This is a genomic window from Enterobacter sp. 01-M-02-SI-ECC, assembly GCF_047530595.1.
Taxonomy (GTDB): domain Bacteria; phylum Pseudomonadota; class Gammaproteobacteria; order Enterobacterales; family Enterobacteriaceae; genus Enterobacter; species Enterobacter cloacae_M.
In genome coordinates this window covers 21,886-41,657 of sequence record NZ_JBLKCZ010000023.1, presented here as the reverse complement: position 1 = coordinate 41,657, position 19,772 = coordinate 21,886, and the positions used below count along the sequence as shown (strand labels likewise).

General features: G+C 46.3%; 18 protein-coding genes. 9 read left to right on the top strand and 9 right to left on the bottom strand.

The features are described from left to right. Positions 1-2 precede the first annotated feature (2 nt). Together ACMWLG_RS21230 and mobI are read right to left on the bottom strand one after the other, a co-directional pair. Positions 3-725, bottom strand: a complete 723-nt coding sequence (locus ACMWLG_RS21230; RefSeq protein WP_015063003.1) for a hypothetical protein — start codon at positions 723-725, stop codon at positions 3-5. Further along, a complete protein-coding gene (gene mobI / locus ACMWLG_RS21225) occupies positions 722-1,207 on the bottom strand; it encodes a conjugative transfer protein MobI(A/C) (protein ID WP_015063002.1) in 486 nt (161 codons plus the stop codon). Before mobI ends, ACMWLG_RS21230 begins: the two co-directional genes overlap by 4 nt. Positions 1,208-1,963: 756 nt before the next feature. Here mobI and ACMWLG_RS21220 point away from each other — a divergent pair. The 5 genes from ACMWLG_RS21220 to ACMWLG_RS21200 all read left to right on the top strand — a co-directional run bounded on the left by ACMWLG_RS21220 (position 1,964) and on the right by ACMWLG_RS21200 (position 10,344). Beyond that, entirely contained in the window at positions 1,964-2,761 is a 798-nt protein-coding gene (locus ACMWLG_RS21220; RefSeq protein ID WP_015063001.1) for a hypothetical protein, read from the top strand. A 5-nt stretch (positions 2,762-2,766) separates the two neighbouring features. Next, on the top strand, positions 2,767-3,279 hold the full coding sequence (locus ACMWLG_RS21215; RefSeq protein WP_015063000.1) for a hypothetical protein: 513 nt from the start codon (positions 2,767-2,769) through the stop codon (positions 3,277-3,279). 615 nt (positions 3,280-3,894) lie between these two features. Beyond that, complete coding sequence (locus ACMWLG_RS21210) at positions 3,895-4,941, top strand: thioredoxin family protein (protein ID WP_015062999.1); 1,047 nt, start codon at positions 3,895-3,897, stop codon at positions 4,939-4,941. Continuing rightward, on the top strand, positions 4,931-6,346 hold the full coding sequence (gene trhH / locus ACMWLG_RS21205; RefSeq protein ID WP_015062998.1) for an IncHI-type conjugal transfer protein TrhH: 1,416 nt from the start codon (positions 4,931-4,933) through the stop codon (positions 6,344-6,346). The genes ACMWLG_RS21210 and trhH overlap by 11 nt, the downstream gene beginning before the upstream one ends. An 8-nt stretch (positions 6,347-6,354) precedes the next feature. Next, on the top strand, positions 6,355-10,344 hold the full coding sequence (locus ACMWLG_RS21200) for a conjugal transfer protein TraG N-terminal domain-containing protein (protein ID WP_015062997.1): 3,990 nt from the start codon (positions 6,355-6,357) through the stop codon (positions 10,342-10,344). A gap of 371 nt (positions 10,345-10,715) precedes the next feature. Here the strand turns inward: ACMWLG_RS21200 and ACMWLG_RS21195 are convergent, their stop codons facing one another. Both ACMWLG_RS21195 and ACMWLG_RS21190 read right to left on the bottom strand, forming a co-directional pair. After that, positions 10,716-11,282 carry an HAD domain-containing protein gene (locus ACMWLG_RS21195; protein WP_015062996.1) on the bottom strand — a complete coding sequence of 189 codons (567 nt, stop codon included), beginning with the start codon at positions 11,280-11,282 and terminating at the stop codon, positions 10,716-10,718. Positions 11,283-11,381: 99 nt separating this feature from the next. After that, positions 11,382-11,897, bottom strand: a complete 516-nt coding sequence (locus ACMWLG_RS21190) for a lytic transglycosylase domain-containing protein (protein ID WP_032610469.1) — start codon at positions 11,895-11,897, stop codon at positions 11,382-11,384. A gap of 147 nt (positions 11,898-12,044) precedes the next feature. On the opposite strand from ACMWLG_RS21190, the gene ACMWLG_RS21185 reads away from it, so the two are divergent. Genes ACMWLG_RS21185 through ACMWLG_RS21175 form a run of 3 tightly spaced genes read left to right on the top strand, consistent with a single transcriptional unit; the run spans position 12,045 to position 13,669 of the window. Then, the gene (locus ACMWLG_RS21185) at positions 12,045-12,794 is read left to right on the top strand and encodes a thioredoxin fold domain-containing protein (protein ID WP_032610468.1); all 750 of its coding nucleotides are present in this window, start codon (positions 12,045-12,047) and stop codon (positions 12,792-12,794) included. Between the two features lie 25 nt (positions 12,795-12,819). After that, the gene (locus ACMWLG_RS21180; RefSeq protein WP_032610466.1) at positions 12,820-13,212 is read left to right on the top strand and encodes a hypothetical protein; all 393 of its coding nucleotides are present in this window, start codon (positions 12,820-12,822) and stop codon (positions 13,210-13,212) included. Positions 13,213-13,246: 34 nt separating this feature from the next. Further along, entirely contained in the window at positions 13,247-13,669 is a 423-nt protein-coding gene (locus ACMWLG_RS21175; RefSeq protein WP_015062992.1) for a hypothetical protein, read from the top strand. A 58-nt stretch (positions 13,670-13,727) separates the two neighbouring features. Here ACMWLG_RS21175 and ACMWLG_RS21170 read toward each other — a convergent pair whose 3' ends face one another. Further along, complete coding sequence (locus ACMWLG_RS21170) at positions 13,728-14,339, bottom strand: hypothetical protein (protein ID WP_015062991.1); 612 nt, start codon at positions 14,337-14,339, stop codon at positions 13,728-13,730. 105 nt (positions 14,340-14,444) lie between these two features. On the opposite strand from ACMWLG_RS21170, the gene ACMWLG_RS21165 reads away from it, so the two are divergent. Continuing rightward, the gene (locus ACMWLG_RS21165) at positions 14,445-15,254 is read left to right on the top strand and encodes a DsbA family protein (protein WP_015062990.1); all 810 of its coding nucleotides are present in this window, start codon (positions 14,445-14,447) and stop codon (positions 15,252-15,254) included. A 51-nt stretch (positions 15,255-15,305) separates the two neighbouring features. Here the strand turns inward: ACMWLG_RS21165 and ACMWLG_RS21160 are convergent, their stop codons facing one another. The 4 genes from ACMWLG_RS21160 to ACMWLG_RS21145 all read right to left on the bottom strand — a co-directional run bounded on the left by ACMWLG_RS21160 (position 15,306) and on the right by ACMWLG_RS21145 (position 19,760). Next, positions 15,306-15,359 (bottom strand): DUF4113 domain-containing protein, encoded by a 54-nt coding sequence (locus tag ACMWLG_RS21160; protein ID WP_223203177.1) that lies wholly within the window; start codon positions 15,357-15,359, stop codon positions 15,306-15,308. Positions 15,360-15,557: 198 nt separating this feature from the next. Continuing rightward, positions 15,558-17,057 (bottom strand): helix-hairpin-helix domain-containing protein, encoded by a 1,500-nt coding sequence (locus ACMWLG_RS21155; protein WP_032610464.1) that lies wholly within the window; start codon positions 17,055-17,057, stop codon positions 15,558-15,560. A 25-nt stretch (positions 17,058-17,082) separates the two neighbouring features. Then, entirely contained in the window at positions 17,083-18,720 is a 1,638-nt protein-coding gene (locus tag ACMWLG_RS21150) for a PP2C family serine/threonine-protein phosphatase (protein ID WP_015062988.1), read from the bottom strand. Next, complete coding sequence (locus ACMWLG_RS21145) at positions 18,720-19,760, bottom strand: TerY-C metal binding domain-containing protein (RefSeq protein WP_015062987.1); 1,041 nt, start codon at positions 19,758-19,760, stop codon at positions 18,720-18,722. Before ACMWLG_RS21145 ends, ACMWLG_RS21150 begins: the two co-directional genes overlap by 1 nt. Positions 19,761-19,772: the final 12 nt, after the last annotated feature.

Here is a 19,772-nt window from a genome sequence, read left to right as displayed (position 1 = left end):
CCTTATTGGCGTTTACCAGATAGTTCCGCAGCAATATATGCCTGCACGCTTTTGTACTGTTTTACCTTTTCGATAAACTCATCAGGACTGTAAGAACCTTTTACACGGCGCGACACGTTAAGTGTTTTTTTGACCCGTTCGATATACATGTTGAGACTTCGGATAATATTGTGCGCCATTACGTTGTAATCGCTAACCGGCAGCTGACCCAGAGAGTTGAATTTATACATCTGGGTCAGAAGGTTGTTCATTTCAAAGATGTGCTTATAAAATCGCATCGTGTTCTGGTTGTTGAAGTTTAACTGGACAGATTCAAATCTGAACGGAGAAAACTCAGTTGATGAGAAGAATGGATCACTTTCATCAACCTTAATAGTGGCGATGTGGGCCTCCAGATTCTGCTTCATCAAATTGTTTTCGTCGTGCAATTCATTAAACCAGTCCTGAATTGCCTGCACCAATTCAGGGTGTTTTACCGCATTAACCGTCCTGAATAATGATGAAATAGCAATGCTAACATCATTAAAGCCTCTTATTACGGAACGATTCCGTGCCGTAAGAAATCGGTTAAAGTCTGGCGTGCCTGGAGTAATAGTTACTGTTGCCATGCCGTAATGTTCATTTTTACTTTGCGTGGCTCTTCGGCTATCTTCAGGAGTCTGAGAGGAGCGGGCATTTACATCAGGTGTCTTCTGCTTGCTTTCATTAATTGTTACGTCGGTCATTGTGCCACCTCTGATTTTGAGTATTTACGGATTTTGCGTCCCAGTTCGATATACGCAGTATGATAGAACTCAAGTAATTCTCTGTAGGGTTCTAGTACTCCCTCCGTTTTTTCGATCATTTCATATTCCCAGAAGGCATGATTAACAAAGCAGCTTTTCGAATATTTTCCGCTTTTCATCGCAGAAATCCGTTTCGACATATGACTGGGAGACCTGGTTTTAAACGGGCTGAACTTATGCCAGGTGATTGTAACTTTTTTGGCATTACCGATTAATTCAATTTTCGGCGCATACGAACCCAGATACTCACGCTTTAGCGTATTGTTAGGCCGGGGTAAATTAATCTCCAGATGATTCCGTTCTTTCCACTCGATCCAGTAATTTGTGCAAAGGTCTTCAGCTGCCTCCCGCAGAACCTCGATTTGTGAACGCATCAAACTGCGTGATAATTCTAGTGACTTTATTAGTTTCGAATTAGACATGTGACCTCCTGATGTGAAATCACTATACCGAAGTGGTTTTTATTTTTTTTTCACAAACAGGACTTTTTTCCGTGATTTTTATCGAGAATTTTGAGGTGGGGCTTCGGAGGCGTGAGGAATACAGATAGTGCGCAGCTCCAGATGAACACGGGAACGGCTGAGATGGGCGCATTTAAGCGCGGCAGAAAAGTAACTTTTTCTGCCATGGGTATTTTGAGACCGTGATCTGAAAAGTGCTGTTTTACTTACTAAGTTATACATATATCTAGTGCCACTTTTTAAACAAAAGTGACCCTATGTTTTTTGCGCATAGTGCCACTTTTAAAAAAAGTGACCCTATGTCTTGGCTACATAGGGTCACTTTTCACAAAGAAGTGACCCTATGTCGAGGCTTCATAGGACCACTTTTCGGCAAGAAGTGACCCTATGTAGTAGTCATGTTAATCAATCGGAAAAATATTCATCCTGAATCGCTTTTTTCGCTAATGTTATTGCCGCTTAATGCCGATAACGATTCGGGCTTTGCTATTTTTTTAAGCGATTAAAATTTCGTTAGCAAGCGCAGGGTTTTTTGATAAAATTCTGGTTAGTTTGGTCAAAAAGTGTTACAAGTAAGGCCAATGGATGAATGGTTAGTTTTAAGACTCAAATAGGCAGTATTAAAATTCCAAAAGTTACTTTTCATCATTCAAAAACCAAACTTTAATTTCATGTAGAAGATTAGTACAATTGTATTGACGCAAGGACAATCCGCACATGTCAGAATCAGATAACATAACGCGTAACCTACTCGGTAAACTATTACGTACCGAGATTTCGATTATTCGTAGTTACCGTGCATTCCTAATGTTATTGCCTATTCACGGATCTTCTATGTATCAAACAGGGTCTCCACTCCTGCAACGCCGTCTATTTGGAACCGGGTTTGGGGCAATGGCTGATAATGCATTCGAAGTTGAAACACGTCCCGGAAGTTTCCTCGTTCCACGTTCTTTAGGTAAAGAGATCTCGTGGGATAAATTTTTTATGGCCGTTGTTGATGGTGACACTAACGTTATCCGTGAATATGACAGTGACGATACTGACTTCGGCATTTACAATGCAGGGGAAAAAGTTACTTTGTTGAATGGGCAGGAAGATTGTTATAATCCGAGCAAAATTCAGCAGTTACGCTCCAAGTGTGTAGACATACAAAATGATTATTTTATGCAGATCTTCTTTATGTCAATGCTTGCACCTGAGTTTGTCAGTATATTTTTTGGATTAAAGCCTGCTACCGTAGATGCAATAAAAGATGTTGGTGTGTCATCACTCAAAGCAATTAACGATGTCGTTCTATTCCCACGAATAATTGCCTTTACACCGGGGTTGGGGGATGATAGTGCAACATTAAAATCTAAGGTGTTTGCCTGGGCATACGAATTATCTGCCGACATTCGTTTGGGTAAAGTTAGTGACGACTTAATGGAACTATTGCGTTACGACACTATGTTTACATGCCACCGTCAGGATGTGTTCAACTCTTTGGCAAATAAAGTGCTCTTGAAGGATTAATAAAAATGGCTAAAGTCGATCAAACTAAAGCTAACATGTTGTTGAGCGCTACAAAAACGATGTCACTTGGTGCGAATAAAAACTCAATAAGAATTCTTTATGGAAGCCATGTTGCAGAAAATATTGATTTCAGATCGGAACCTCAACAAAACGTTAAAAAAGGTATTCGAGGGTGGAGTCGTCGTTCGGATAACCGCAGAGCATTTTCTGCGGTTATTGATGTCGCGGTAAATTACTTCGGTTTTGATCCTATTCATCCGGAATCCAGCTTCCGCAATATTGACTTCAACCGAATCATGAGCGTGCTGCATAACCTTGGGTATTTCGTCTGCGCCCCTGAGGTCAATAAAATCATTGAGATCCTCACGTCAATGAAAGAAATAGAGGAACTCGAAACTTGTGCGAAATGCAAGCGGCCTTACATTGTCCCGTATACCAATGATACTCATTGCCCTCGGTGCAGATTGTCGTCAACGGTCTCTGCAATAGCGAGATATTCTCAGGAGGAGTTAGATTAGCTATTACTTTATGTGAGTGGTTTTAAGCTGAGACCAAAAATCTAAAGACTGCGTCGTCTTTATCTATTAAATCTTTGGCTTGCATACCGTTACACATGGTTCCTCATGTTGCTGTTTATTTTCAGACGGCTTCCGTTCTGACGTATCTAAAACATACTGTGTTAAATATTACTACCATCCGTATTTTTTTGTCTGCTCTATCCTTCCAACGTTCATTTTCTGTAAGTATAACTAACATGAATTGCCATTCTTTGATTCATTACGGTCTTTGAAAAGTCCAGATTTTATGATGCGCCTGCCAATTTCGTTTCTTATAGGTATTCAATTAAGTATAAATTCCCTTATGCGTTAACCAGCAAAGTACGGGGATCGTTCATAATCTGGATAGTGTTGTCTGAATGACAACGCGAATTTGCATTACTGTACCGTCATATAATTAATCCATTTCTCTCTTACAGACCATGTCTTTACCGGGACACTGTGTTGAACTGTCGTTTTTGGGGCTTTGTCGGCGTCACATTTCTGGTTTTTTAACGCATGAAATCTACTCCGTTATCGAACTCCCGGTGATTTTTTTTATGCCATCATACCTCTATTCCATGAGGAGATCGGTGAATGACTCGATTAACGTTACTGCCTTCAAAGATGTTAGTGCTGATGTCTTTGTTTATAACTGGCGTCCATGCAAATGAAGACCAGACCCTTATCAAAGACACCCCATTTGTGTCAGGACAAGCCTTTAAGAAAGGTTTTTTCTGGTATGACGACCCAGCCCGGAAAACTGAGGAAGAAATTAATGAGACTACGCCTCCTGTTGCATCTTCGTCCCAGCCAGTACAAGAAGAAAAGATTGATCTTAATTCAAAGTGGCTAAAGGACAATATGCCCCGGCTTTTGACTCAGGCAATGGATAATCCGACCCCTGAAAACTTATCGAGGTTTTATACAGCGCAACGTTTAATGTTGGATATCGGTACGCGATTTTCGGATAAGTCGAAAGATTATTTTCTTAAAAATCCAATGATGTCTGAAAAACGAAGACAGCCGGTTGAGAAGGTTGCCTTGGATGCACATCGTACGGTTGTGGAAAAAAACCAGCAGACGGTAATGAAAGATATTTTCACAAGATCCGGGCTCTTTTTCTTTTTCCAGAGTACCTGTGAGTTCTGCCACGAAGAAAGTCAAATCCTCCAGTTTATGCAGAATTACTATTCGGTCGACATTCTCCCTGTCAGCATGGATGGCAGACCATTACAAAATGGGTTGTTCCAGGATTTCTCTGTCCCTAATGCGCAGATTATTGATCAATTCAAAATCCGCGAAGTGCCAACTATTTTCCTTGTGTCGAAAGACGGGTCATCAGCGCAACGAATTAGCGAAGGTATGATCACTGCTGAGGAGCTCAAGAATACTATTATTCTGGCTGCAAAGGGCATGAACCTGATTGATGATGCCTCATTCCAATCCACGTTAGATATTAAGCGCCAATATACCATTGGTGAGGATGGCGTAATTACAGTGAATAAATCAGAAATGGAATCTGACCCGTTCTTATTGCAACGAATAATGGACCAGAAGTTGGAAGGGTACGATATGCCTACAGCGGACCCTGTGAACTACTTGAATGTTGGTGGCAGTTTAGGAGGCCCATATGCGCGCTAACCTCCATGTTTGTGCAAAAAAGTTACTTTTGTCGTTAGCCGTTTGCACGGCGATGATTGCACCAAATGCCGGTGCCGATAACGCCATGCGTAATATTTTTAATGGAATGATGACGACAACCAGCCCGGCCAGTTTTGAAACGGCCACCCGTACCGGTGTGGTTGGCGGCTCTTTTTCCTACCGCACAACAAACGTGAATACCAATTTAGTTTCAATGTCTTTCCCCAAAGCTTCCGTCGGCTGTAACGGCATCGATGTTTTCCTCGGTTCATTCAGTATGATTAACGGAGATCAGTTGGTGCAGGTTGCTCGCGGTATCGCGCAGGGGGCCGCGATTTATGCATTTAATGTCGCGGTATCGGCAATCTGTGCTGACTGTGCTGCGACTATTAATGATATCCAGAACAAATTGCAGGCGTTGAACAAATTTGCCAAAGATTCCTGCAACGCTACTTACTCGTTTCTTTCTGAAAATGTTGGACCACCCAGCCAGTATGCGAATGCGGTCAGTTCCGGCCCAGCTTCAATGCTTGGTACTCTTAATGGATTGTTGCCTGATTTCGGTTCATCAATGACCAAGTCGCCAGAAACTGTGACCTCCCAGGTAAAAGCAAAAGACCCTGAAGAGTTTGCTGAAAAATTCAGTGGAAACCTTTTCTATATGTCATTTATGGACATCGATAAAGGTTCTATGAATATCGGTGGCGTGACTGAATTATCTGGCTACAAACTCGCAGAGCAGCTGATGTCGCTTGTCGGCACTGTGATTATCAACTGGGATGCTAAAGGTGAAAAAGCGGGGATGGAAGTTCGTCCATCGACGATGACGGTATCGGATTTCATCATGGGTCCTCCGGCTGGTGGCTCCATAAAAATGCTCAAATGTTCGCCTGTACCCGATCCTGCTTCAGCGAGAAAGTCGCAATGCCTGGTTATGTCTGAAGTGATGGATGGTGGTTTCAAAGGACTGAAGGATACGATTTCAGACCTCCTAATTCAGGTTCAAACAAAGGCAATCAGCGATGTCAGGATCTCTGATGATGAATTACGCATTATTTCTTATATCGGCATCCCAACAATTCTTGATTCTCTTCAGACTTTTGATGTCCCTGAAGGCTATGCCTATATCCAGGATATCAGTGCAATAGCGGCCACCAGCCTTGTCATTAACATGCTTCGGCAAGTTGAAGCAAAGATCAGCGCTATGAATATCCCCAGTGAATCACTTTCCGGACGGCGGCAGGACCTGACTCGGTTATCTGAAAACCTTAGCAATCAGGTAAAAGCAGCTTACGAGCTCACCCGTAGCCAGGTAGGTAACAGCTCTGATGTCATTTCAGCATGGGATGATCGCCGATTAAAGAGGAAGGCGTTCATGGAAAGTCTTCGTGGCACAGGTAACTGAGGTCTGATATGGATTACAACATCTATACAGTAGGTGATATCGAGTTCGTGTGGTCCGCCCTTAACGGGATTGCCCTGATTTTCTCACAATATACCGGTGTAAAAGCATTTCTCACCACGGCAGCGGTGCTGGCTGGAGCCAGCCTGTTTTATAAAACATGGCTTTGGCTGTTGAACCCGACAAAAGCAGAGGTGCCGATATTTTCATGGATTCTTGGGCTGATTCTTTTTTCGATGGCAATAGTACGCGTGGATGTGACTATTGAATCGGTTAAGTCTGGTGAAGTGAGAAATGTCGATGGTATTCCTGTTTTTATCGCGGCGATGGGAACTGTAACCACTAACCTTAGCCAGGGCCTACTCAAAGACTATAAAACGGCGTTTGATCCGCTGGCGCCGATCGACTTTGCCGCAACCACGCTTGATGATGACATTACTCTTGGCCCGATGATTCGCTTCGTTAAATTCTTACAATGGGGCGGGGACAGCCAGGGGTATTGTTCAGCGTTCCCCGAACCAGTTAGCGGATTAGGTGCGATGAACGTGTGTGCGACAGTGCAATCACTGGCCTATAACTGCCTCAAGGGAACACAAAACTCAAGCGCGAAAATCGCTGGGAAAGAAACCATTTTTAACGATATTTTCTCTTCAAATGTCGCGGAAAGCATGGAACGCATTAATCAGGCGATGAAAGGTTCGCTGAAGAACGCATCTGCTAACATCGTGGGTGTGAATAGTTCAAAGTCAGCGACTTGTGAAGAGGTCTGGTCGACCGTTAAACAGGTAACGAGCACCCCGGAGGCTCGACAGACGATTGCTTTGATTGGGCAAACAAACGGTATTCTTACCCCAGAAGAGGCGGGCGGTGCCGCATCCGGATCGAGCTTCACGGATGTAATGGCGTCGGCGAACGGCATGTATGGCAAGGCGATTGGCGCTTATGACGCGACGCTTTCTTTGTTCATCATGAATGAGCTACGTAATGGTGCCAGTAAATACAAAACCCCACTTGGTCTGGCCTCGGATATGCAACTGTTTGAGGCATCATTAAAACGTACGAATACCATGGCATCTCAGGGGCAGCTCTGGCTGCAATTATCTGGTGCGGCAATTGCGTTTCTTGAAATGTTTGCGTACATGGTTGCTCCGTTTGCATTGCTCATGCTGCTTGCACTCGGCGGAAACGGTGTTGCCGCAGCGGCAAAATATCTTCAGTTGATTCTCTTCGTTAATATGTGGCCGATTACTGCGGTGATGGTCAATGCCTACGTGAAGAAGGTGGCAACAGCGGATCTTGATACATGGAGCACACTGAATAGTCAGAGTAACGCGGTGACTTGGATGGGCTTACCAGGGCTTGCCGAAACATATAGTTCTTACTTATCAGTTGCATCAGCGCTCTATGCTCTTATCCCAGTCCTGACGCTGTTCCTGATGACGCAATCCATTCATCCAATGATGAATGCGATGAAAGGAGTTACGCCACCCGCACCTGTGGACTCCAGCCACCTCACGCCGAAAGTGTGGGATGCGCCAAATAGCGGAAAATCATCATTTGGGGATGTTAATCGTACAGCACTGACAAGCACCGGGCAGGGGTTCAGCGGTGGCGGGGCCATGGACTCCAGTAACTTCCGACTCGGTACGTGGAATGCAGGTTCAAGTATCGCGTCAAGCCAGGGACAAGGGGCGGCAATGACCTCATCAGTCATGAGTGCAGCAAGTAATTCATTCCAGCAGGCCTACAATCAGATGAGTGAAGTTGGTCGTTCGGGGCAATCGGGCCAGCAATTTTCCTCGAATCTGCAAAACTTGAAATCATATACAGACCAGGCCGGTGCAAACGTCGCTAATAGCGTAGGGGCGAAGCACGGAATTAATTCGCAGCAATTAGCTGGTGTGGTGTCAAACCTTCTCCTCAATGGAAGTTTGGGACTTGGTGGCGAGGAAAAACTTGGAAAAGGGGGGGCTGGGGGCATAGGTCAGAAAGTGATGGATTCACTAGGTCTGAAAGCATCGGGTACCGTTGGTTCAGGGATCTCAAAATCGAATTCAGGCAGTGATAGCCTCTTAACTGATTTGAATAAAGCTATTACGACTCAATTGTCAGAAAACTCAGGACTTTCTGAACAAATGAGTAAAGCGGCTTCTCAGGTAAACAGTGATCAGTTTGCACAGACCAATGCATTCAAAGAAGCTGCATCAAAAATGAACCAGGCAACACAGACAATGGCCGAAAATCTGTCGACGTCACTTTCAACGAACGCCAGCGCTAATACCGGCATGACACTCGACTCAAGACAGTCTGTCAACCTAGACAGATTCTCCGATTCTATTCGTAATAAAAACTTCAGCGATGATGATGTGCGTAATTTTGCACGGAAAAATGGTCTTGATGAGAATGCGTTTATGGATAAATTCAATTCTTACAATGACACATTTAAGGCCAGCACTCAGTTGGGATCACAACTCCAGCGAACTGATGCGCTGGTGGCAACGACACGCGACTTTAGTGAGCAAAAAATTGCGATTGATACTGCCAGGGGTGAAACGGCTGAGAGCAATAAGCAGGATCTGCGTGAGACCTCCAGCCTGCTTAAAGGGCTGGTTGCTGACTTCGGCGGTAACGCTCAACAGATGCTGCCAATTACCAATCAACTTGACCGAATCACTGGTGATGCATCGGGTATTAATACCATTGCACAGGCGCAGGAGCGCACACCAGACCATGTAGATACCTCCGGCGTAATGAGTGCCGATCGTGTTGCTGACGTAGGGCAAGGTCTGGATGCTCAGGCGAAAGCTGGATTGGCACAGAACCAGCAGAATGCTAATCAACATATTGGCGGACAAACCGAATCAGGTGTTACGCCGTACAATGTGGGCTCGGTCAGTAAAGAAGATATTCAGGGCATTCATAAAGGTAATGTAGCTAACTCCTATAGCGAAGAAAACCAAAGTGTTCTCTCGTCGTTGGATAAGAATACCCCTGTAGTGACTAATGAGACCGTGGGAAGAATTCAGGGGGCTGGGCAGGACGTTAAGAACGCCAACCAAACTTTCGACCAGCTTCAAACTGGTATAGGCGGCAAGCATGCTACTTCAGGCATGGGTAATACCAGCGAAAAACTGAATTCTATGTACGGAGATAGCCAGATACGCGGGATATCAAACAACCTCCCGAATTATTTTGACAGGGTTGCAAATGACCCAACCAAAAAGCCGGATGACAAACGGGCGGAGCTGGCCGCACAAGCCGTGTTTACCTATGGGGCCAGTACAATGGCAACCGGCGCTGAGAAAGAACAACTGAAAGCGGATACTCAAAGCCTCCTCACCGAGCTGGGTCACTACAACGTTAGCTGGGGGATGAATGATCTCCAGAGTATCCATGAAGGTTTCAACATGCACAACAAGGCTTCAGGCTCTCTTGATTCAGCAATAAGGGCGAATCTTGGTGAAGGCGGCTCTGGCGGCGGGATCGTTGGCCAACGAACCCAAACCACGATTGATACCCTTGCTGGTAATAAAATTGAGTCCAATACAGAACGTAGTGTGATTGGCAGTACGCTTTTATCGGGCCAGGAGAGTGTTGCCAGAGGGCTTGACGTTATCGGAGCAAAACCCGTAAACGACATGCTCTCAGGTATTGGGGTCCTGACTACGCCCGCATCTTTGGCAAACGATGCAACGAATCCGGTAAATATGCCGAGTTCGTTATTGGGCAAGGTTGGCAACCACCTGCAAATGTCAGATGGTCTGAGCGCGGTGACCAGCCGTTATAAGGATATGGGAAGTGATGGGATCAAGACGTATGAGAGTGCATCACAAAACTCAGAGCGTGCGATTCGTCAGCAACTGACCGATGATCCACGCTTCGGGTCGGATAAAGCAGATGCGTTCGTTAACTTTATGAAGTCAGACCTTAACAATACAAACGAACCGTATCAGTCGAGAATAGAGAGAGCTGAAAACTGGCTGAATGATAATAAGAAGTAGGAGTGAATACTGACTGATAAAAGCCGTGCTCTTTTTGGGCACGGCTTTTTTATGCCTGCATCCGGGGAAAATAACTATTCACGGCAGTGCTATTCAAGGTAAACCACGAATCTGAGAAAAGTACACCGGCTAACTGAGCATTGGATAAGGTTTGTTCAGTTTTAAAACAATGGTCAAACAGGATACTATCTTAATCACGATTCAAATTCTCTTTCCAAATCCAGTTCACTCGCCACCCTAAGAAACGTGAATGCTTACTGGCCTAAATTAAAGTTGAGGAAAAAGTTACTTTTCTGATCGACTGATGCAGTGTTTTTGGTAGATGGCGAATCATGGTTTTTTTTGACGGAGTGTGTGGAAAAGTTACTTTTTTAATAAAAACGGGCCATCAGTAGGTTATATCTGGCTATCAGATCCGTTATGTCCTTTTCTTTAACCCCCGTGTAATAATCCGTACGGATCAGGTGCGGATATTCTGGCGGAAACAGGGTCGTATCGTCATCAAGGCAGATAAAGGCTTTTACCTGGTGCCTGGCCACGAATTCTTCACATTCAGCTGCACGTACCCCTATTCCCCCCGAGGGTAGACACAGGGATGGGGTTGCGCCAATTACCCGGTCTCTGTACGGCGAGCGGAAAAGTGACTTTAGGTAGGTAATACTCCCGCATTCTCTCCATGAACTTGATATAACGATGAACATTGAAGGACTTGCATCAAGTAACTTCTCAATCAAATACATCCGTTCGAAAGATTCATTCTGACATTTGTGGATTACACCATCAAAATCCAGGAAAAGAACAATATGGATTAATGGCAGAGGTCCCCATAAGCCAGCTGTTGATTCATCCTGAGGCAAGATCCCGTCCAAGTCTTTATTTCTAAGCTTCTGTGGAGAACAGCGTATCTTGCACAGGAATTCGTATATTGATTGGAGCATACCTAACCTCTTTCACGGGACAGTTTCACTCGCTCAGTGATGAATTGTTCACAGCCACGTAAAACAACTAAACAATAAATTGGAGAGTAGGGGGGTAATTTACTCCGGAACATTTTTTACAATATGTCCGTTGTACTGGGTCTTTGGTTGCGTCCACTGATATAACTCGTCCATGCCATTCCGGCCCTGAATCCGGCGATTGTATTTGACCATGAAGTTAAAGATATACCTCGCCCGGACCTTAGGGGTTTTGCTGTTGTAATCGGCAATCCCTTCAAATACATTACCATTTCGGTCTACAATTTTCCGGTAAAGCCACCAGGTACCTACCCAGAAACTGGCACAGGCGTCATAGGCCAATACCCGCCAGGTAACAGACGGAAAGTGGCCACGTATTTCCGGCAGATTGGACGAATTGATCTGCATAGGTCCAATATCATAAGTGCCATTTTTATTCCGGCTGAACGTTCCCACTTTTCCGCCTTCATTATCAAAAAGCGTAAAGACCAATTCTGCATCAATCCCGAAAAAGCGGGAGGCATCGGTAATGCACTGTGTGTAGACTTCAACAGGAACGGGAATAGGTTTCACATCATCTGCTGGTGGTATAAACACGAGATAATCTCCACTGGAATTACATACTGGATATTCTCCCACATCGCGGGCTAAAAATTTTTACTATAGGGAGGGAATTTTGTCCCTTAAGCGAATTTGGAGGATTTTTTCGCATGATAGTATTAATGCTCCATTAAAGGAGCTGAAATGAATAAGACTATCAAGGCATCATTCTTATTACTGGCATCTTGTACGGCCTTTAGCATGAATGCCCAGACAGTGAAAACTGACGTGCTTCCTGATGCAGCACTGAAGAAATTAAAAGAAGTTGGGCTGTCCATCGAGCATATTGAACCATCCCCAGTAAAAGATATTTATACCGTGATTTCAAGAGAAGGCGTGAGTTACGTCAGCAAAGATGGTGATTACATTTTTACCGGGAGCTTGTTTCATGTTAACGGCAAAGATGTGGAGAATACAACGGAACAGGCGATACTGAAAGGCGTCAGGGAGTTTGCTGCTAAAACAAAATCCATAGAATATAAGTCGGCGAATGAAAAATATCGCCTGGCGGTGTTTACTGATATAACCTGCGGGTATTGCCAGAAACTACATCATGATCTTCAATCCTATCTCGATGCCGGGATCTCAATAAAATTCCTCACTTTTCCGCGTGCAGGCCTGAACTCCGTGGTCGCGGGGAATATGGCAAAAATCTGGTGTGCGGCCAAACCTAATGATGCGCTGGATGCTGCAATGAGCTCGATATCAATCATTCCGGAAGGACGGCCTGACGCGGCCTGCCTCGATATTATCAAATCGCATTTCCAGGTTGCTTCAACTATTCCGCTTCAGGGTACGCCAACCATGGTAACGCTGTCGGGTAAACCTCAGTTGTTCACCGGCTGGTTGAGCCCGGAAAATCTGGTGACCCGCATGGGCACCGCACAAAAGTGACTTTTCACGACTGCAAGAGGTGATTATGAAATCTGTAATACTGACAACGTTAATGCTCGTGGCGGTTGGCACTCAACCCGTCTTTGCGGCCCAATGCCAGTTCGGGTCCTGCAACGCAGACATTGAGGCCAGCAGTGAACTGCTGGTCTCTGCGGCTCAGACGGATAAAGACGCGGTTTTAAAAAAACTTAATGACGCATCATCCCCCAGCGACGCCATGTCTAAGCGGGTTGAATCGTATCTGAATAATGACAGGCTAAAGGTGAACACCGACAGTACCCGGAAAGGTCCGGGCAATGGAATCGTGAAGCCGACGGATGAGCTAGCGCCGGTAAGGCAGCTGAAAGCCATTCGCCCCGAGCTTGTACAAAACCCCATCACCCAGCCATTGGTTGCCTTTTATGAACGTATGGCCTGAGAGCGCCGTATATCCGCGATTTGGGGGTTAGAAAATGTCGCTCTGGCTCAGCATTGTCACCCGGGCAACGGGATTACCGGATAAGCGGTATTTAAATGATCCGGTGATCTTCCGTTATTACCAACAAAAGATCCAAAAGGCTCCTTTTGCCCTGGTCGGATGGACTCTCTGTTTCCTGGCAACCATCGGTGTGTCGCTGGGACTGGAGCTCTCCAACCAAATATTACTTCTCGTTCTGCTGATTCTGTTTTTACTAATGGTGGTTCTCCAGAGTCGGTACCAGTTCATGCATCCGGAGAGATGCATCAGTGCTCGATTTTACCAGGAGGTGCTGGACGATGCGTCAGTGTCAGATATTCAGAAAGCGCAGTTTGAGTATTTGTTCGTGTCCAAAGTGGATGCAATGACGATCGGTGATCTTTACCGGCTCTATGATTTCAACAGAGGAGGCCGGTAAAGGTGCGGCATGCAGGTGAGAAAAGTCACTTTGCGGTTGGGCGTTGCGGTGCTGGTCATTAGTTCCAGGGAACCGATGCGACATAGTTTCCGGAGCGTAGCGGGGCATCCAGTTTCCCGGCCAGAGCGTCGATCATTGCGGAATACGCAATGCTGTCCGATGGGATTGGCGCATTGCTCTGCATACTGACTTTAAGAACCTGTTGTGCCCCTTTCCCCGCAGGGTAGACTTCCACATCAAGGCGGCGCCAGAAATGCCTCTGTGATATCGTCTCTGACCCCACGATCCCGCTGACGGGTTTATAGTCATAGTCCGTCTGAGTCTGCCCGTGTTTATCTTTTTTCGTTGTCTTCTTCTCGACGACATATCCGGTTATGCCCGTCACCAGCTGTTCACTGTATTGCATATTTTCCTGGGTCTTACTGTAACTGAATCTGAGAATATAGTCGGGCAGATGGTTGGAAATATTAAACCCTATCCCCGTTAATCCACTCGCAAACCGGGCTGCAAACATGCGCGATTGTATACTGTCATCAGGCGCTACAATTTCAAATTTCTTGTTGCCTACCGGGCGTGACATTAAATCGTAAGCATCAACATCATTCCCGAAATGATAGCTGCACCCACATAAGAACGTTGTGGCGGTCAGTAAGAATAAATGCCGTAACATTCTAATTCCTCCAAAAAGGGTTCTTTAACGAATAATTCCGATGTGCTGTGACAGTATAATCGAACACAGGTTGATAACTAACAAGTTGAATTCGTAAAGGTGGCTATGACTAAATTAAATTATTTAAAACCCGTAGCGTCTGTTTTAATTTCTGTGTTGATTGCGACGGCTGGCTCTGTGTATATCACGTCGAAATATTTTAAAACTGAGCTCCCCAGTAACGATGAAGTAGGAAAGGTAGCGGCTACCTATCTGGTAAAAAATCCTCAGTATCTGCTTGAAGCGGGTAAGGCTCTTGAAAACCAAAATACCAACGCCTCCCTTGAGCGGATCATCCCTTACGCACCGGCTCTCTTCGAGACCAAAGAGACTCCCAACATTGGACCGGATAATGCGGCCGTCGCCGTCATCGAGTTTTTCGACTACCAGTGCCATTTCTGTATGAAGGTAGCGCCGGTCGTTGAATCCGTGTTGAGCCAGAGCAGCGATGTTAAATTCTTCTTTAAAGAATTTCCAATCTTCGCTGGTTCGAAACCCGTTTCTGCGATGGGGGCGGCGACAGGCCTGCATGTGTACCAGGCATTTGGCGCTGAAGCGTATCGTAAGTACCACAACAACCTGATGACCAGCGCGTATGTATTCTTCAACAACCAGCGAGGGTTTACGCTCAGTGATTTAGACATGGTGGTGAATAAATCCGGGTTCAACAGCTCATTCAGCGATCGAGAAAAAAGTCGCTATGAGAATGTCATTTCCGGAAATATGCAACTGGGGGAAGCTCTCGGGATCAGCGGAACGCCAGGGTTCATTATCATGAACATGCAAAAACCCGATGCTGCAACGACATCATTCATCCCGGGGGCTGTCGACGAAGCTACCCTGAAATACGCAATCCAGAAGGCCCGTGGTGGTTAAAGTAGCTTTTCATGCCAGAACTGACCATGCCGGGTAACACTGGCATGGATGTCAGGCTTTTACGACAAGTAGCTCATTCCAGCGAGTGGTATACCGTGGCGACATTGACAGTATGGTCTGCTACCCCCTGAAATCCTGCTGAATCCCTTCCCCAAGCAGGAACAGAGAGCTACGCAGCTCTTTGTTAAACCGATCCATCGCCTTCATAAGCGCTTCACAGCCTCGTTTGGCGGGCCGCTCATCGAATTAGTCGCGATGAGTGGCTCAATGCCGTAACAGCTAAAATCTGGTAAGAGATATTTGTTAGTTTTCTACTAATTGAACGACTACCAGCCTGCCACCTTCCTCTTTTGACAAAACAAATTGAGCGTTATTCTTCAGTTCTATTTTTTCCCCAACCATAATCTGCCGCTTATCCGGTAATGACATTAGTCCTGATATGCCTTCATTTACCAACCACCATTGATCGTTATGGTAAACAAAATAACCAACCCGTTTCCTTTGTGCATCCGTTGTACGTTCATTTGGCGCGATAAGACGATTCACATGCCACGCATAGATAGACTGCCCGCTCCAGACCATCAACCGGTGATCGTCAGGACGATAGCTGCCTTCTTTACGAGAAGAATAAAAATTAAGCACTGGCAACTTACCTTTATACGGCGTACCGCAGTAAGGACAGACCGGCTTTGTCTTACCCGAGAAAACGTACCACTTCTGTTCACATTTCGTGTTTTGGCAGGGCTGTATCAGGTCAACGGTCTTAACCAAGGCACTTTCCCACTCATCGGCGGTAGGGCGTTTTGTGGCATCATGTAAGCCATCGATGAAGGCTCGATCAAACAATGACGTCAGGTAGGGACCCATGATGGTGTAAGGAATTTTACCCGGGTCAGCCCAGGGAAGTGAAAAGGAGGATAACTGACTGATTTTGACTGCATTACTTTTGTCTGTCGGATGTTCAATGAAGAGCGCTTTCTCACCCATTGATAAGGTTTCATCACGCACTTCATCCGACATGTCATGTATTTTTCCGCCACGTAGCGGATGACGGAAAAACAGGTACATGTAGATAAGCACCGACAGTGCATGGCGGTCAGTAGTAATGCTTGGCAGTACGCGGTTCGGATCTTCTTTGGAAAGATGGCTGGTTTTCACCACCTCCGGAGCGATAAAATCCGGAGTGCCCACCACATCGGGAGGATACTTTCCAGGAACGACTAGGCCGTCTACGTCAATGATGCAGGCATGGCCCATTTCTGGATCAATCAGCACGTTTTTATAGCTGAGATCGCTGTGACAGAGGCCAGCTGCATGCATCCTTCTGACGGCTCTTGTCAGCAGCAGACAGACTTTGAGATAGGTAAGCGTATTGCCTCGTTCACGCGGATCGAGGAATTTATTCTGGTTGCTGGCGCTGGCAAACCATTTGCCTTCTTTCTCCCGGCCTTTAATATCCAGAAAATCATCGTTTTTGGAACCATATTTAAAGAAAAAATGGTTCTGGTAGGTTGGAACCACGATACCGATTTTATTCCCATGCTCAACAACGTGGGTCGGCCAACAAAACAGATCCTTCCAGTATTCGCCACCGGATTGTCCAAAAATGTTTTGCCTGTAGCGGCCGGTGATCATATCAATACGATCCCGGGCCTGCTCATTCTGCGGTTTTTGATAAAAAGCGACGACGTAAGATTTATCAGGCGAAAAGTAAACATCCTTCATCGAGCCTGAACCAATCACCTCGTCAACATACTGGACTGTTTCGCCGTTCTTTGTTTTACACGTAACGATATTTGCCATATTGATCACCGAAAAAGCGTATCCCTTACCACAACACCGCAATAGTGCGGTCATCATGGTTCCCAGTGGAGAAAAAGTTTAACCAGTCGCCTAACCCCTCAGACGCAATACTGGCGTCTGCGAGGATAGGGGAGATCTCATTAATGAGACGGGTCCATTTTTCGTCACTGCGAAGCCCGTTATCAGTCTCAAACAGAGGGTCTGATACGCCGTCGGTCATAAGGATCAAGTGAGATACGTCATTCCATTTGCCCACGCTGATGCGACCAGTAAATGATGGGTCTGCGATAATGCTCTGGTCAAGGAAGCGGGTTTGTCCTGCGTATTCTCCGCTATCGGGATTTCCAAGTATCCTGACTTTACCTGAAGGACTGTATGCACCTATCGCACCATCGCCAAGCCAGAAAGCAGCTGCAAACAGCTCGTTTTCAGTTCGCAGTGCTACAGTTGCAAGAAGGGTTGTTGAATAGGATTTCACAGGTTGTTCTGCACAAATGGCTTCGTTCTGGATGCTGTTGACCGCGAGCGTAGCTGCCTGTTTAAAATGATGAAGCATGGCGTTTATGGTTGCCTGCTGATCGCTCCCTTCCCAAGTCGTGATATGCTCTTTTAAACGGACGCCTTTCACTCCACTGAGCTGATTGAAAAGGTAATCGCCAGCCGTCATGACTGCAATTCGCGATCCCTCTCTGGAATTTACTGCACTACCGGCCCCGTCTGCGACCAGCATGACAGACCATCCTGTTTCCTGGCAGTGGTTGATATAGAAGTCATCATCTCTGAAGCTCCCGGCATGCTCATGAGAGCGGCCCCGGCGACTGGCGGCAGCAATACATATGTTATCTCTGACCAGGCCAGCAGAGTCCAGATGGGCCTTAGGGTAGGGAGCGTCTGCTGGTGGTTCTATTACCTTCCACAGGCTTCTCGGATCCGGGTTTACTACAAAAAGTAACTTTGTTTCGCATTCGTCGTGCGAAGTGTATGACCACAGTACTGAAAGCTCAATATCGCCAATTTCAGTGGGTATGCCAGTGAGCAACCCTTGTTCTTTTTTATACGACAAGCCAATGTCCCGGGGAAAGACAACGTCTCTTATCGTCGCCCGTCCACCCTCATCCAGTATGATGGCAACCGGCGAAGAGAAACGTTCGCCTGCGCGGGCGTTGGGTATGGTTATTCTCGCTGTCGGGGGCATTACACATTGCACTGCTGACCCGGTCCGATGCTGGCTTTCCGGTACCTGCCCAGGTTTTAGTATCGGAGACGGCTGGTTTTCAGTTTCATTTTTTCCTGGTTTCTGAAGTTCGTAAAAAGGCATCAATTTCCACAATGTAGGGCTGGTTTCGTTGACTGTGGCTGTTTGCGTCTCTTTTTTGTCAATAGCGTGGTTTCCCTGCATATCCTCATCAGTCCCGACCGGCTGTTGCTTTTCGGCAAGGCCTGGAGCAGGCGGGAGGGCAGTCACTGATTCGTTCTCACCTTCGTTAACCAGTGCAGAGGTACCTTTTGCAAGGTTCTCAATCCGCTTTATAAGCTGCATAACCTCGGCAGACAGGGCAGGATCCTGGGATGGAAGGGAAAGCCGCTCACCTTCTGCGGTGTGGCTGAGCTCAGACAGAACTAAGCGGATAATCTTTTCTTCAAGTGACGTATTTTGCGACATCAACCTCTCCCTCTGTTTACGTCGAAGTTAGTGTTTCCGCCATCATTGCTGAATGAAAGACCTTTTTCACACCATGGGCAGATCACGTCATCGGGGCCATCAATGCAGAGCAACTTCCCGCATGAGCACATGGCAAACGCACTGGCATTACCACAGTGGGGGCAACCCGGTACACCATGCAGTTCGCTTGTGTTTACCTGCAAATCGGTAGCGGTGGCATCTGACCACGCAAAATAGTCCTCATCAATGGGATAGCATCCGGCAATATTAAAGTTGTTCAGGTTCAGGTTGAAATCGAGCCCGGAAACCCTTGCTGGTGGCCGTTCATATTTCATCAGGTACGGTCGACGAGTCTTGCTGCAACGCCCGGTGAGCGTAACGCAGTTTTCGTCGTACGCTTTTACATACTCGTCTTTGGACAGGCGAACTATGTATTCAGTCTGGCTGAGCTCCGGTTGTTTTTCGTCCCCGACACTGCGGCTGTGAGCAGTAACCGAGGCCGTGATCCATTTGATGAAGCGGGTAAAGTCGCCTTCCTGTGACTCTGTGAATAGCATGACATTTTCTGTCAGCTGCCGCAGGATATTCAGGTCCGCTGACGGTCCCAGGCCAACGGCAATGAGATTCACCTTACTCGCGTAGTTATTTTTCCAGCGTTTCACTTCTAAGGTTGTGTCGTCAGTCGGACGTCCGTCGGTAAGGAGATACACTACGGGTTTCCAGTCGCCTTTAGTCTCATGAGTGGTTTTTCTTACCTGAGTATCAATTTGCACGGTCAACTCACGCAATGCAGCCCCAAGGCTCGTGCCGCCGCCAACGGGAAGGCGGGGAGGGTAGAACGAGGCAATTTCGTGCAGAGGTACAATCGTGCGGGCTATTCCGGCAAATGCGATTACCGAGACCCAGGCCGTTTCCAGTGCGTGTGGATCTTTTCTTAAATCTCCGACGATCATTTGCAGACCATCAGTCATTTTTTTCAGGTTTTCACCGATCATGGACTCTGAACAGTCCAGAACAAAAAAAACGGGAAGGCGTCTCATAATATCCCTCGT